The organism is Bacteroides oleiciplenus YIT 12058, from assembly GCF_000315485.1.
Taxonomy (GTDB): domain Bacteria; phylum Bacteroidota; class Bacteroidia; order Bacteroidales; family Bacteroidaceae; genus Bacteroides; species Bacteroides oleiciplenus.
Genome location: NZ_JH992940.1, coordinates 528,721 through 543,511, shown reverse-complemented (window position 1 = coordinate 543,511; position 14,791 = coordinate 528,721). Strand labels below are relative to the sequence as shown.

The 14,791-nt window shown below is 42.1% G+C and carries 8 protein-coding genes and 1 riboswitch; of the genes, 2 read left to right on the top strand and 6 right to left on the bottom strand.

The genetic code is table 11. The features are described from left to right. Window positions 1-127: 127 nt before the first annotated feature. The 5 genes from HMPREF9447_RS02140 to HMPREF9447_RS02120 all read right to left on the bottom strand — a co-directional run bounded on the left by HMPREF9447_RS02140 (window position 128) and on the right by HMPREF9447_RS02120 (window position 9,900). Window positions 128-4,036 carry a cobaltochelatase subunit CobN gene (locus HMPREF9447_RS02140; RefSeq protein WP_044137333.1) on the bottom strand — a complete coding sequence of 1,303 codons (3,909 nt, stop codon included), beginning with the start codon at window positions 4,034-4,036 and terminating at the stop codon, window positions 128-130. 63 nt (window positions 4,037-4,099) lie between these two features. Next, window positions 4,100-5,056 (bottom strand): sirohydrochlorin cobaltochelatase, encoded by a 957-nt coding sequence (locus HMPREF9447_RS02135; protein ID WP_009127627.1) that lies wholly within the window; start codon window positions 5,054-5,056, stop codon window positions 4,100-4,102. Window positions 5,057-5,116: 60 nt separating this feature from the next. Further along, entirely contained in the window at window positions 5,117-6,385 is a 1,269-nt protein-coding gene (locus HMPREF9447_RS02130; RefSeq protein ID WP_009127624.1) for a hypothetical protein, read from the bottom strand. 29 nt (window positions 6,386-6,414) lie between these two features. Continuing rightward, window positions 6,415-8,775 (bottom strand): TonB-dependent receptor, encoded by a 2,361-nt coding sequence (locus tag HMPREF9447_RS02125; RefSeq protein WP_009127622.1) that lies wholly within the window; start codon window positions 8,773-8,775, stop codon window positions 6,415-6,417. Between the two features lie 125 nt (window positions 8,776-8,900). Further along, window positions 8,901-9,108, bottom strand: a riboswitch (cobalamin riboswitch). A gap of 213 nt (window positions 9,109-9,321) precedes the next feature. Next, complete coding sequence (locus tag HMPREF9447_RS02120; RefSeq protein ID WP_009127620.1) at window positions 9,322-9,900, bottom strand: DUF4251 domain-containing protein; 579 nt, start codon at window positions 9,898-9,900, stop codon at window positions 9,322-9,324. A gap of 227 nt (window positions 9,901-10,127) precedes the next feature. Between HMPREF9447_RS02120 and HMPREF9447_RS02115 the strand changes: the two genes are divergently transcribed. Beyond that, on the top strand, window positions 10,128-11,072 hold the full coding sequence (locus HMPREF9447_RS02115; protein ID WP_009127616.1) for a DUF6562 domain-containing protein: 945 nt from the start codon (window positions 10,128-10,130) through the stop codon (window positions 11,070-11,072). Between the two features lie 17 nt (window positions 11,073-11,089). Further along, window positions 11,090-13,486, top strand: coding sequence for a glycosyl hydrolase family 18 protein (locus HMPREF9447_RS02110; RefSeq protein WP_009127614.1), 2,397 nt, complete (start codon window positions 11,090-11,092; stop codon window positions 13,484-13,486). A gap of 12 nt (window positions 13,487-13,498) precedes the next feature. Here the strand turns inward: HMPREF9447_RS02110 and HMPREF9447_RS02105 are convergent, their stop codons facing one another. Next, a complete protein-coding gene (locus tag HMPREF9447_RS02105) occupies window positions 13,499-14,788 on the bottom strand; it encodes a dicarboxylate/amino acid:cation symporter (protein ID WP_009127612.1) in 1,290 nt (429 codons plus the stop codon). Window positions 14,789-14,791: the final 3 nt, after the last annotated feature.

Here is a 14,791-nt window from a genome sequence, read left to right as displayed (position 1 = left end):
AGTTAGTAGCAAGTAGTTAGTAGAATAGTCCTGTTTATAGAGGTGTTTCTAATTCGGAGTATCTCCTACTTACTACTTTACTACTTGCTACTAACTACTTATCGCGCTTCGCGCGATAAATTATCATTTATGTCTTTTTTCTCTTAATCAATACAACCAATCCGATGAATACAATCAGCACTATGCCGCCAATCATCAAACCATTCGTTTTCTGTTTCTGCGCCGCTTGTTCCGGAGTCATTTTCTTTTCTTTCAATACTACATCCTTACCGTTAGCTGCGGCTGTTTCATACACGGTCTTCATATCCTGATTGAATTCCTGCTTCTCTTTTGCATCCAGATTATCTGCAACGAACATTTGCAACTTGGCATTATCGCACACAAATTCTGTGCAGGCAGCACCCTTTTCACGGGTGATTTGTGCATGCAGTGCAGCCGTTGCCTTCAACTGTTCCGGGCTTGCTTTCCAATAGCCTTTCCGTGCACTTTCCAGCATCACCGCTGTCATTGCCTGGAACGATGCCGGATTCACACGAAGGAAATATTCATGTATGCTTAACTTATTTTCATCCTGTATATACATCCTGTACAAATCATTAAATACCTCCTTGTCCATAGCCGACGGACGCATCACATGCCAGCCGAATATATTCCGGAAAATTTCTCCGAACATCTGTGCCGAACCTGCACCGCCTTTCATACGTTCCTGTATGAATGTCGGATTCAATATCGTTGCCCGTGTCTCCACTGCAATTGCCTCTTTGGTTTCCTGCATACGGCGGTTGGTGCGGTTGCGATAATCAGCCATGTATGCATCCGGCTCTTTACCTGTCAGTGTCTTTACGGTAAGAGATAATCCCCCAGTGAATTCATACACATGATCCAGAGAAATCGGCCCCCACGTATTACTTTGCCGTGGCTGAATGACTACATCCGTTTCAGAAAGGGCGGAAGCAAACAAATCCTTCTGAACATCTCCCCAATTTTCTTCATCTCCATAAGCAGCACCCATATTATTGAGATACCCCTGAGCTATTTCCTTTTCCTCATCCCATGAACCACTATGCTCTGTGTAACCCATGATTCCTGTACTGTATCCACTATTAACCGGACCGAATACACGCATCACCGACATTTCCCGTGCACGCTTGGGTGAAGTTCCCTTTTCCACCAGCAACTTTTCCTGTAACACTGTTCCTGATGCGACATAGTTAGGATATGCCTCGTCCCGTGCCTCCGATGCCAGACGAACGGCATCCGTCAGTAACTTCAACCGTGAACCTGCAATGTCACGAAGCTGACCGGATACTTGTACTACCACATTGACACGTGGTCGTCCCAGCTCTTCACTCGGCACCAGTTTCAGATCAACAACACGCCCTTGTCCGTCTCGTACAGGTTCCACGCCCAGCATCCAGAAGACTTGTGCCAGTGTAGCCCCTTCAGTTGTGATAAATTCACCTGCCCAAAAAGTGTAACTCACTTTCCGGGGATATTCTCTATGTTTGCTGATGTATTGTTTCAGTGTGGCTTCTGCCAGCCGTTTCCCGTCTTCCCATGCACGCGGATTAGGAGTGGTTTCAGCATTGACGCTGTACATATTCCGTCCTGTGGGCAATACATTCGGATTCAGTACCGGGTCGCCTCCCGGTGCAGGGAGCACGGTTCCACCGCTCAGACCACGTACCATAGCATTGAACTCGTTGGCTGTGGAAGATATCAGTTGCTCACGATAGCGCACTGCCGGGCGAAGGTCGGGAGCTATGGCTGCCGTATCTTGCGGAGGGTTTTGCAATAGGGCTGTCAAGCGTTTCTTTGCCACGGGTAGATAATGATGAGCTATATAGGTGAAATCCTGTAACTGCTCTGTTGTAATTCGGCCCTTATCCCGGTCAGCCTTTGCCGTTTCATAAGCCAGGGCGTCCGCACTGACGGCAAGGGTGGTTTGCAGTAAGTCACGTTCCGAATAAGGTTCGCCCATTGTATAATAGGCACCGAGCATCTTTTCATTGGCAATTTCTTCGGTGAAAGCGTCCAGACGTTCCAGCTCTTCGGCTGTGTAAGGCTTATCGGGTACGGAATCCAGTTCCAGGTCACGATGCAACCCCAAACGAACGGTTTCTTTCTTCACGCGCATTCCCAGCATACGGTGTCCTTCTGTACCTTCATCCAGTAGTTTATGAATATTGTCCAGCAGTTGATTGTATCGCTGGCGCATGCCGCTTTCTGCATAAGGCGGGGTGAGATGTGTGACGAGTACCGCATGTGTGCGTCGTTTGGCGATGATACCTTCACCTACATTTCCTGTGGTGTAGAAATAAAAATGAGGCAGATTACCTACCAGGGCTTCCGACCAGTCTGCCTGTGACAATCCGACATTTTTTCCCGGTGTATATTCCAGATTTCCATGTGTACCGAAGTGTATCAGTGCATCTGCTTTGAATCCTTTCTGCATATACAGGTAGGGAGCAAGGTAGCTATGTGGTGGTGCTACGGGCATGCCGTGAACCAATTTGAAATCATCGTCTCCCAATGCCGGACGGGGTTGTGGAAACAATAACACATTGCCGAATCGCAGGCAGGCAATGGCGATACTATCTTCCGTTGCCAATAAATGTCCCGGTGCATCGCCATAGCGGTCGGTTACTTCTTTATACTTTTCCGGGAGAATTACTTCTTTTGCCCACGCTTCGTATTGTTCGGTAGAGAGCCATACGGGATGTGCCGTTTTTAAGAATTGTTCTTGTGCCCCTTTGGCATACGAACCCATTACGGCACCGTCCCGGTGTATTCTCTGCCCGAATTCTTCCACAGTGGCAGGCAGTCCGCTTACATCATATCCTTCATTGCGCAAGCGTTTCAGGAAATTATAGAGGGAAGGAATCACCTCCATACCGCTTGCCAGCAAAGCATCTTTACCAGGTGTTTTGAAGTAACAGATGGCGACGCGTTTGTTCTTATTGGATTTATCGCGAAGAGACATATATTTGCTGATATGTTCAACTAAGGCATCCATCCGTTCCGGTTCCGGTGTGTGCAGAATGTATCCTTCTTCATTCTCATTTTGTGTGGAAATGCATAAGGGGGCCATGCCTCCGTCTATTTCGGGTACTACTACACGTGCTGTCAGTGTACCTCCACTTACGGGTATGTTGGGATTCAGCCATTCTTCACGCGGTTGTACCAGTGGGAAAGGCATAAAGAGGGGGATATTTTCCTGGTGTAACCAGTTGATAAGCGAATCGTTTCCCAGACGTCCCATAGGCAGATAAATCAATCCGTCGGGATGAAGGGTACGTATCAGGTCTTCGCGTCCCTTACCGCTACCGGTGATGGGATAAATGTTGAAACCTGCCTGTGTCAGACGGGAGATTAGGGTATCTATATGGGCGCGGGTACCTTCCACCGGAAAACTAATGCCTGAGATGAAAGCAAGATTGCGCCCACCTTCGTGGTAGAGCTGCTTTTGTTTCAGATATTCAGTCAACTCTTGCGGTGTTTTGAAGTACTGACCGGATTCCTGATGATAAAACAGGTTGTTGGGTAATTCTACGGGATTTTCAAAAGAGCGGTCACCCAGGCGCTGGGGAGTGGAGATGTGTCGCAGGTAGCGCAAAGCATTCCTGTAGTTCTGTCTGCAAGCATTTTGAAAATACATTTGCAGGGTTTCCTGTTGTTCAGGGTTGATGTTGTGATTGACGATGAAGTTGAAGTGTCTTAGCGCATTGGTAAAAACAGGAACACCTTTGGCAGCTACCCGTTCCAGTTCCGCTACTTGTGTTTCATCCAGAAACAATCCGCGTCCATACATCATGATGGCATCATAACCGGAAAGGTCTTTCATTTCTTCCATCTTGATGCATTTCACGCGGATATGGCGACAATCATTATTCAACGCGATATCTGCTGCTTGTGCGGGCAGGGGATTGATGATGAGGATGCGGGTAGGTGCCCACCAATAATTGTAGGCTGCAAAGCAAGTGATGACTATGGTGATTATGCAGCCAAGGATTATTCCTGTTCTTTTCTTGTTCATAGTAAGCTGACATTCAAGGCATGAAACTCCTGGTTTCATGCCTTGAAACAAATAAGGTAATTATTACTCGTCTTTTCCGGCAGCGTATGCTGCCTTTTTATCCATAATATCCAGCATTCGGTGTTTCAGTGAGAAGCGGATGTGGTCGATGAAAATTTCCTGTATTTCAGGTATTTGTCCCATACCCTCCATACGGACATTTACTGCGTATCCTTCTTTTTCAAGTGCTTCTTTCCATTCTCCGGCAATATCATTTTTAGCATGATCGCCAGCTACAAACATAAATGGAACCAGAGTTACTTGTTTGGCCTTTCCGGCTTTCAATTGTGACAGCATCGTTTCAAATGAAGGATATCCTTCGATGGTACCTACGTGGAAGTTACTCAGTCCGTAGGCTTTCAGCATATAGTCCATCTGACTGTAGATGGCGGTACTGGGAGTATAGGTGCCATGACCGACAAGAACAAAATGTTCCATGTTCTTTTTACTGGAAACTTTCTTTCCTTGTGCAGTTGCGTCAAGTCGGTTTCCTAATATGCTTACCACTTTTTCAGCATCTTCTGTAGAGTAGAGCAGGGGAGTGCCGATACGGATTTCCTTGAAGAAAGGTTGTACACTTTCCATATCTCGACGAAGTGCTTCCATCTCCACACCATCAATGATATTGGTGCTTTGTACGATAACATGTGTATAGCCTTCACTACGCAGACGGAGCATGGCATCCAGCGGAGTTAGTTTCTTGATGCCGCGTGCTTTTAGACGGCGGATAATGATACGGGAAGTAAAAGCTTCACGCATTTCCAGATCAGGGAATGCTTTGTGAGTTTTCGCATTGATACCGTCAATAGTCAGGGCACGGGTATCATCGTGTGTAGTACCAAAGTGTACCATCAGCAGGGCGGCTTTATCGCCGGGTTTCATATTTGCGAGCATATCGCTTGCTATGAAGTTTTCTCCTTCGTGCGCAGGACAGAGGAGAGGAATACTCAGTAAGAATAATAAGAAATAAAAAGTTCTCATAAGCGAGTATATAAATTTAGAGACTGCCTTTGAATTGTGACAGTCTCTAAAGTAATTGAATTATTTTTCGTTTTCCAAAACGCGGATTTGTTCGAAATAGTATCCTTCGGCTATTTCTACACCTTTTTCAACTGCACCTGTTGCAATATCATAGATATAGATACAAGGATTGCTCCCTTCTGGATTGACACCAATATAAGCTTTATCACCAGCTATAGCTGTACGTTGTGAAAAACGGCCACCACTGTAAGGCAAGTCTTTACCATCACATTTGATGCGACTGCTACTTTTTGAAGATAAGTCAATAATAGCATAATAGTGACTGTAACTGTCGATTCCTGTTCCCAATTGATCCTCACGGGCATAAGCAAGAGCTTTATTGTTACCGAGATATTCTATAGAAACAAGTTTACCATCATTGGTAAATCCATCATAACTTGGATCGAAGTCCTTTTCTCCAGCTTTTATTCTTAACAGATGAGATCTTTCTACACCATCTTCATCATTTGATAAACAGGCGAGATACAGATTACCTGACTCATCAAAAAAAGTACATTTTTGAAGCAATTCACCGTAAGCACTACCAACCATTTCATCAACTAATGAAGTCTGAATATTGCTTTCCACATTCATCGTCGAAGGATCGATTACAGCCGTATATACTTTGGATTCAGTAGAATTTAGGCCTTTTTTACTTTTTCCATAATAGAAATAAATCAGTTTATTGTCTTTTTCACGATAAGTTAGAATTCCAGAAGTTGTGAATACGGCTGAACCTTCCGGAACTTGGATATTCAATGTACCTTCTTTCAATATAGTCATGTCAGAAGCATTGAGTTTGGTCCAGATAATTTTGTCTGCATCACCATTGGCTGCCATAATCATTAAGTTATTATCGGGAAGCCATGTGTGGGTGTATTTACGAGGGAGGTATGTGTTTGTACCAAACTTTTGTTCTTGTACTGTATTTATTTTATTATCTGACAGTGTATATTTGCCAAATCTGTCACCTGCAACAGGCACCTGATAGTAATAGGCACCTTTAATAATATTTTCCAGTGTCAACTTGGAATTCACTTCAGTACCTTCCCCTACAAAGTCAATTTGGGGTTGGGTTGCATCAAGAGACTCTACACTTCTAACGAGTGTTTTAACATCACGTCCCATTCCACCATGTTTGTCAAGGGCAATCCAAATATCAAAATGGTAATCTTCTGTTCCTGGAGTCGGCTCGGGAGTTGGAGTTGGATCATCATCAGAACAAGCATTGAATGATATGGCCAGGATTGCGACCATTACCATACTGAATAAGAATTTTAGTCTTTTCATTTTGAATAAATGTTAATTAATAAATAGATTTAATGAATAAATAATCTGAATTTAGCAAAGAATGACCGACCGGGCTTTTGTAGTTTGTAATTATCATAAGCAAGCTTATCAAATACATTGGCACATTCTAATGCAATGTTATATTGTCCTCGTTTCCAAGAATATGTAATATCGGCATTGCAGATGTGTTGTGCTGGAATACGTGCTTTGCTTTCACGTGCACCGTATGCTTCCCATGTAAGGAAGAACCAGTGTACCCATTGGTAACTGCATCCTAAACGCAGATTACTTTGAGGTAATAGCATGTTTTGAAAAGTATAATTTGCTTCTACTCCTCCAAAACACCAGGGACGGTTAGGTACGCGATTGTTATAAGTAGCTGAAGGCTTACCATCAGTTTTATATCTTTTCTGATCACGAGCTTCTTCAAAGCTTATATTAGAGATCAGTTGTAACTTATTTTGCCAATTATAACGTATTTCACCTTCCAAGCCTTTGATGTGTACGGCAGGAACGTTTTCATATTGCATTGTGGCCTCTTTTTCCGATACTTTAGCCTGGATATAGTCGTCTACATAGCGAAGGAAACCGCTTGCTTCATAGTAAATAGTATGTCCGGATGCTGGATGCCATGTACCGAAGAGGCCTAGATTGATATTATCACTGCTTTCTGGTTTTAATGCCACATTTGCATAGATTGTACTACCATTACCTAACAATTCACGGGCGAGGGGTAGTCGTACGCTATGTTCGTAAGATAACTTTATAGAGAATGGGGCGGTAACTGTAAATCGTGAACCAATGCCATAGCCTAGGTAATTCTTCGTAGTTGAGCCTTTCACGTTTTCTGAACCGGTAAGCCAGTCTAAATCAGTCTGTCGTATATTCAAGTGGTTAATATAATCTTTGGCAAAAAATGTATTAGTCAGTTTACTATCCCAAAATGACTGGTTGTAGGAAATGCCGATGATGTGTTTGGCTAAAATGTCGTTTGACTTTTCAAAATCAGTATCCACTTCATCGTAGCGGTTGTTGCCCGTACGGCTTAACAGATAGTTCAGATTAAGGCTATGTGTATTGTTTAGTCGATAGTCCAAGTTCCCCCGGGCAATAGTCAACGGACGTTTGTAATGACGCATTATACGTCCGCGTCCCATGATTTCACTACGTGAACTTATGATATAGTCACCATTCCAGTCATATTGTCGGTATGTGGTATCCACTGTCAATGAGTGATCCCAAGTATGCGAAATGGAGGCGTTTAGTTGCAGGTTTTTTATGAGGAGGTTACGCTTTTGGTAGTGTGCAGAAATGTTCCATGCGTCTGACTCTTTTTCTGCCATACCATATACTTTACTTTGGATAGAACCTGTCTGTAACTCTTTATTAATTTTTGAATAAGAGCCGGAAACAAAGAAAGCATCTGCCCAGGATTTATTGGTAAAACCAATTTCCATTTGTCCGAACAGTGAGAAGTAATCATCATGAAAGCGTTTGCGGTTGACTGGAATATACTTACGACTATCTTCATCCCAGACCTCAACGCCTTTCATTGTATAATCATTCTTTGAATAGTTTACGCCCACAGTAGGTCGGATAATCAGTCCTGTTTTAGGTTCTACAAATTGTGCATTCAAGTCTGCTTTGTGCGTATGGAATGAACCGATGCCATAAGAAACATCCAGATAGTTCTTTTTTTCTTGTTTGGTAATGATATTGATGGCGCCACCCAATGCATCCGTTCCCAGGCTTGCAGGAACTACCCCTTTATATATTTCAATCCGGTCTATGATATTTACCGGCAGGTTAGCAAGTGAAACCCCACTTCCTTTGGTGTCCAAAGGCATTCCATCCAGGAAGTAGCGGACGGAATTGCCGGATAAACCATTTATGGACAAATCAAAGTCTGAACCGACACCTCCTTCTTCTCTAACCTTAATGCCCGTTGTACGGTTTATCAGATCATTGAGATTATTTAGCGAATTTACTATAGGTTTTATATCAAGAGCATTGACGGAAAAAACTCCTTCTTTCACTTTCTGTGTCTGCGTCTTTCCATAAACTTCTACGGAGTTCAGGACAACAGAACTCTCTTCCAATGTAAAATTGAGTTTTTTGCTTTGCTGGATATTAAGGGGTGTCTTTACAGTTTGATAACCTACTAAAGATACGACAAGAGTATGTTTTCCGGGTATGACTTGTAGGGAATATCGTCCGTTATCATCCGTATAGGTTCCGGATGAAGTGTTTTCTACGGCAATTGTCACTAAAGACAAAGGAGCACCATGCTGGTCTGTCACCTTTCCCGATAGAGTAATTTTGTTTTGTGCCATTATGCCTATCTGCGAAAGACAAGTCAGCATAAATAATACACATGAAAAAACTTTCATTTCAGTCTTTTTAAAGTATTTATGACTTACTTTCGGGAGGATATACATGAAGAGAGAGAATTCTTTATGGAGGATAAAGAACTGCCAGACTAAATGTTTTTTCTGCTTTATTTCCCGAAAGCATTAAAACTATATCATTTTTGGCAGGTCTTCTGACTTATCCATCTTTGAATGCCTTCCCATCCGCTTTGCGGACAGTGGCTAATTGGGTATATTCAAGATTTGAAACGGATTTTACAGCAGCGGGTCTGTTCAGGATTTACACCTGATTCCCTTTTCACCGTTCTCACCATAGCGACAGGGAGATACGGAACCAAAAACCGTGGCAAAGATAGGAAAAAAAGTCTGTCTGAACAAAAAGCATACTTGAAAAAAGTTTCCTATGGTATTTAAGGGAGAACTGTATAGTCAATAAAATACTTACGGCTGCATAAGTATAAACTTTTGCAGCCGTAAGTATTCAATAGCGGGAAATAACATCTTCCCGATGCTTTAAGAATGTTTTAAAAGAATCCTGTATTCTAGTTGTTTGTTTATTTTTAGTAATTAGAAAGACCGTCCTTTATATACGCTTGATTCGGATAATGGAATTACTTTGCCATCCAGTGACAATCTATTCGAGTTGAAGTTTGGGTTGATTGTGACGGATGCATTGTTGGTATCATGAGTCAACCTGATAGAAACTTGTGCGGAAATTCCGACGCCTACTACACTGAAACTGCAACTCACATTTCCCTTTTTATCTGTGGTCGTTTTAACTTCACCTACTCTGCCGTCTACGGTTATACCGCCAATGCCGTTAGGACCTGCATAAGGACCATTGAAAGCAACCTGAACAGATGCTTTTTCACCGTTTAAAAGTACAAAGTTGGTGTTTGATGTAACGAAAGCACTCCGTCCTCTCTTGAACGTAATACGGTCAGCTTCCAGTACGAATTTTCTGTTATTGATGGCTTGTACGGCATTGGCATATGCCTGTGCTTCTTCTCTTTTTTCCCTGGCTTTTTCTGCGTCACGCTGAGCTTTACGTTCTGCACGGCGGGTTTCACTACTACTTTGCTGTGCATACATTGCAGTAGATGCACCTATGAAAACTAACATCATTAATGCGATAATCTTTTTCATAATTTCTTCTTTTATTATTCTGTTTTACTCTAATTTATAAATTAAACAATTTGGAAATAAAAAAGATGCAAACGGTATGCTAAATAATATAAAGAAGAGAGTTTTATACATTTCTCTACTAAGATTCCTTTATTATATGCCAAAAGCATTCTGAATAGTGATTTTTGGACTAAAAAATAGTGATTATTGTACATTTTGTCAGGAAATAGCATCCTAATTTTGTCTCCATGAAATCATTGTTAGCCCTTTTTAATACAAAAGTTATGAAGATACATGCTGCGTATTGCTATATTCTCATACTATTTTTGATTTCCTGTTATCAAAAGGATGAGGAAGTATGTTTGCATCAATCCTTCGAGGTTTCTATTTATGGAAACTTTGATAAAGTTTCACTGAAAACTATTTTTTCTGAGGCTCACCCTTATTGTATTATTTCTGTTATTCAAAATGATTTGGAAATTGGGCGTCATTCCTTTTATCTGGAATTTCCTGATGAGACGACTGCTGTCGGATTTATGCAGGGCACAAAACTTCCTCTGTATGAATTGACTCTGCCTATCGGAGATTACCACCTTTTGGCCTGGATCGATTATCGTATTACCGAGGATACTTCGTATTATATGACGGAGAATTTGAGAGCGATTCGTATGAAAGACGGAGTGGCTGATGTAAGGAAGGAAGCTTATGCGGCTTGTTTACCTTTGACGCTATCTTCCGATAATTTGGTTACACAGGCTTTTAGTCTGGTTTTCTATTCCCCGCTTTCTTCCTACACTTTGACAACTGATTTAGGAGAAATAAATACCGATGAGAGCATGAATTCTATCCTTACTTACAAAGGTTATGTTCCTGTCACATATGATATTCTTACAGAATGCTGTGTGGCGTCCCTGTTGAATCCTTCGGTCAGATATAGCGATATACAGAAAAAGGGAGAAAATTTTGTTGTAGCATCGGACTATATATTTACTGATAAGAATAAAGTTACCCCTATTGACATGGAAGTTACAATAGGTGATTCTAGTGGAGGAATCATTTATCATGTCTCTTCGGTATCGTTGTCATTGAAATCTGCCGGGCATGTAGCTAAATATGTTGAGATGAAAGATTTAGGGGAGGGCAATATCATAGATGGAGAAATATCGGGAGAAATCGATATAGTAATTAATTAATCTTTAAATTTAACAACATGAAAATTAAATTCTTTTTGTGGTACGTGTTCTTTGGTCTATTATTAATGGGATGTAGAGATGCTGAAAGTGCTATCGATCACAAGCAAAATGTAAAGGTGCATCTGTCAATGGACGTAGCAGTTACCCGTGGAACTTCAGTTCTTCCTACTGCTGAAGGATATCACTTACGTTATGTGCTGGGTGTATATAAGCAGAATAACGGTACATTGACGTTAGTGCAACGTATGCCACAGACTACCCCCGACTTTAATTTGCAGTTGGCACCAGATGAAACATTCACACTGGTTGCTTGGGCAGATTTTGTTAATAGTGGCGTGGATAATTCCGCTTTGATAAGCGTAGAAGATGAGTTTTACGATACGCAATCTTTGAAGAATGTCACGATTGTAAAAGATAAATGGACTCTCAATACTCCGGCAAGAGATGCTTTTTGCGGAAGAATTGCTGATGTTACATCCGCTACTTCGGATATCACCATGGCACTGAAACGTCCTTTTGCTTTGTTGAATGTAAAAGGTAATTATTCTGATGTGAGTAGTATCAAGGTAACTTATCCTTCTGTGTATACTTCTTATGATGCTCTCAAAGGCGATATCACAGGAACTGCTTCCCAAGAGATTCTTTCAGGAAAGACCTTATCTGCTGATGCCAATCAGATTTTGGCTTTCGACTATCTTTTTACTCATCCTTTGGCTGATGGAGCCAATTATCAGGAGGGAAGTATTTTGTATGATGTCAACCTGGATTTTTTTGCTTCGAATGATGCGACAGGAAATGCGTTGAAAAGTTTTAATATTGATTATGTCCCCTTTACAATCAATTATAAGACTAATCTGATTTGTCCGGCTGAAAATACTACTTCCGTAAAAGTGTCGTGTACCATTGATGCCGACTTTGCAACACCGGATGTAGACGGTAATAAACCTTTTATTGTGAGTTCTTATATTCGTGGAAACTTTTATCAAAAAGGGGATATTTCAACGGAAAGTATGTTGGCTTGCAATGATTTGATTTATATGGTTGTTCAGCCTTATGGTGATGGAACATTATATTTTGAAACTCCGGAAAATAATGCTACGTTTACTGGTGGAGTTACTCATCTGGATTCGTATGCAGGGCGCAATGGGGTTATTGCTTTTGATGGGACAGGTGAGATGAATGCTGGTCCGCACCTGATGAATACTGCGTCTGCAGCTATGTCGGCCTTCAGTTTTGCCACATGGATATACATTGATGAATGGACACCGGATGCTGTATTATTCAGTAAAACAGTCGGAGATAGCAAAGTAGCTTTACAATTTGGAGGTGTTCCGGAGGAAATGAAGTTTATCGTAGGGTCGGAAATCTCGGAACTGACTGCTACCGGACTGTTAACCGGAGCCTGGCATTATGTAGGATTATCTTATTCGGCTAAGACTGTGACACTGACTATTGATGCTACGAAAACTGCGGATGCAGTATCCAATACAGGAACTATGCCTTTTCGTGCTCCTACATTACTTGGCAGTAATTTCAAGGGGAAATTGGATGAGACTTTTTTCTCAGGAATCAAATTTGATAATCCGGCTGCTTACAAAGATAAGGAGCTTACTTTCAAAGGCGATTGGAATGCAACAAAAACATTGGCATATTGGAAGTATGATGATGCTTCCGATAAGGGTAAAGATTCGCAGACATGGGTGGAAATCATGAAAGATATCCGTAGCAAACTGACAGGTAAGAATATCTTGTTTCGTTTAGGAGTAGCCGGTGGAAACTGGAAAACAATGTGTGCCAGCTCTGTCGCTATTGCTGATTTTACGCGGAACATGAAGAATATGATGGAGCAATATGATATTGATGGTGCGGATATTGACTTTGAGTGGCCCAGTTCAGGTGCAGATTATACAAATGTCAGCAATGCACTTATTGCTCTGAAAGATGGAACGGAGAACCGTGTTATTTCTCCGACTTTGCATCCATTATATTACAAAATATCAGCAGAAGCGATTGCCAAAATGGATTGGATTTCTATACAGTGCTATGGCCCTTCTCCCGATCGTTATCCCGTAGAACAATATAAAATAGATTTGCAAAAAGTAATCAGTGACGGAGGTATTCCGAAAGAAAAAATAGTGGCAGGACTTCCGTTTATCGGGGCTACTAATGGTAAGCCTACACAAGCTTACAATACTTTTACTAAAAATAATTTGATAACGAGTCCGGACCAGAACACGGTTACTTATAGCGGAGATGAATATTTGTTTGATGGTCAGACTAACATCAAAATCAAAACTCGTTATGCTCGCCAGCAAGGTATGTGTGGCGTGATGAGTTGGGATTTGGCTACAGATGTTCCTTTTACAAACTCATTATCATTACTAAAGGCAATGAAAGAGGCGGCGGAAGAATAAGGCTTTTATCAATTATTCAGCAGATGGTTGGGGGGCTGAATCAATCATGGCACACACTGCCGCATCTCCCGTTACGTTTACTGCAGTGCGCAGCATATCCAGCGGTCTGTCAATACCCAATATCAGTGCCAAACCTTCGGCCGGAATGCCGACGGATGTAAGTACCATTGCCAGGATAACATAGCTTCCGCCGGGAATCCCGGGAGTGCCAATGGAGGAAAGTACGGTCATGGCAACAATGATGCAGAGTTGGGAGAAACTCAAATCAATACCCAGAACTTGTGCGATAAAAAGTATTGCGATGGTCTGATAGCAGGATGTGCCGTCCATATTGATAGTAACGCCGACAGGCAGGACAAATGAACTGACTTCTTCTGAAATTCCCAGTTTATTTTCCACGGTTTTCAGCGTTACGGGCAATGTGGCGGCACTGCTGCTTGTAGTGAAAGCAAACAGTTGCACAGGATACATTGCCCGGATAAACTTCCTGGGACTTATCCGTGTAAAGAAGTGTATCAGCACCGGATAGAAAAATAATAGCAGAATGAAAAGGGAAATAACAACTGTCAGCGCGTAAACAGCCAATGCATTGAATATACTGGTGTCACCCTGAAAGTCTGTGATTAGTCCCGCCATCAATGCTGCTACACCCCAGGGAGCAAATAAAATGATGTAGTCTACCATTTTCAGAATAATGCCGTTCAGACTATCAAATAAAGCTATGACGGGTTGCACTTTCCGGGCGGGAAGTGCCAGTGTTGCTAATCCGAAGAAGACGGCAAAGAAGATGATTTGTAGCATCTTGCCATTGTCGGAGGCTGCTTTGACAATATTATTGGGGACAATATCGGTCAGGAACGCCAATGGCCCTTGTTCGCGGGTCTGTTCTGCAGCAAGTTTCTTCTCTTCCGCTACGGTGTGATAGTGCTCTTGCAGGTGTGCTACTTGTTCGTGGTTTACTAGTTTCCCGGGTTGAACAAGCATGCCCATGGCGAGGCCTAAAAGAATGGCGACAACAGTTGTACATATATAAATGCCGATGGTCTTTCCGCCAATACGCGAGAACTTGCTGATATCTTTCAGTCCGGTCATTCCCTTTATCAGAGAGATGAACACCAGAGGAATGGCTATCAGTTGCAGAAGGCGGATAAAAATTTGTCCCCAAGGTTGGAGCCAGTGGCGTACAAAAGTTACACCACCGTCTATCTGCAAGGCAATGAGGCCGATAATGATACCGGCAATCATGCCTATCAGGATTTGCATATACAGGGGAATACCGGATAATTTCTGTCTTAGGGTCATAAA

What these genes read in the sequence shown, in the direction of transcription:
- HMPREF9447_RS02125 (WP_009127622.1), bottom strand. Translation starts at nt 8,775, where the DNA reads ATGAAAGTTTTTTCATGTGTATTATTTATGCTGACTTGTCTTTCGCAG.
- HMPREF9447_RS02135 (WP_009127627.1), bottom strand. Translation starts at nt 5,056, where the DNA reads ATGAGAACTTTTTATTTCTTATTATTCTTACTGAGTATTCCTCTCCTC.
- HMPREF9447_RS02105 (WP_009127612.1), bottom strand. Translation starts at nt 14,788, where the DNA reads ATGACCCTAAGACAGAAATTATCCGGTATTCCCCTGTATATGCAAATC.
- HMPREF9447_RS02130 (WP_009127624.1), bottom strand. Translation starts at nt 6,385, where the DNA reads ATGAAAAGACTAAAATTCTTATTCAGTATGGTAATGGTCGCAATCCTG.
- HMPREF9447_RS02115 (WP_009127616.1), top strand. Translation starts at nt 10,128, where the DNA reads ATGAAATCATTGTTAGCCCTTTTTAATACAAAAGTTATGAAGATACAT.
- HMPREF9447_RS02140 (WP_044137333.1), bottom strand. Translation starts at nt 4,036, where the DNA reads ATGAACAAGAAAAGAACAGGAATAATCCTTGGCTGCATAATCACCATA.
- HMPREF9447_RS02120 (WP_009127620.1), bottom strand. Translation starts at nt 9,900, where the DNA reads ATGAAAAAGATTATCGCATTAATGATGTTAGTTTTCATAGGTGCATCT.
- HMPREF9447_RS02110 (WP_009127614.1), top strand. Translation starts at nt 11,090, where the DNA reads ATGAAAATTAAATTCTTTTTGTGGTACGTGTTCTTTGGTCTATTATTA.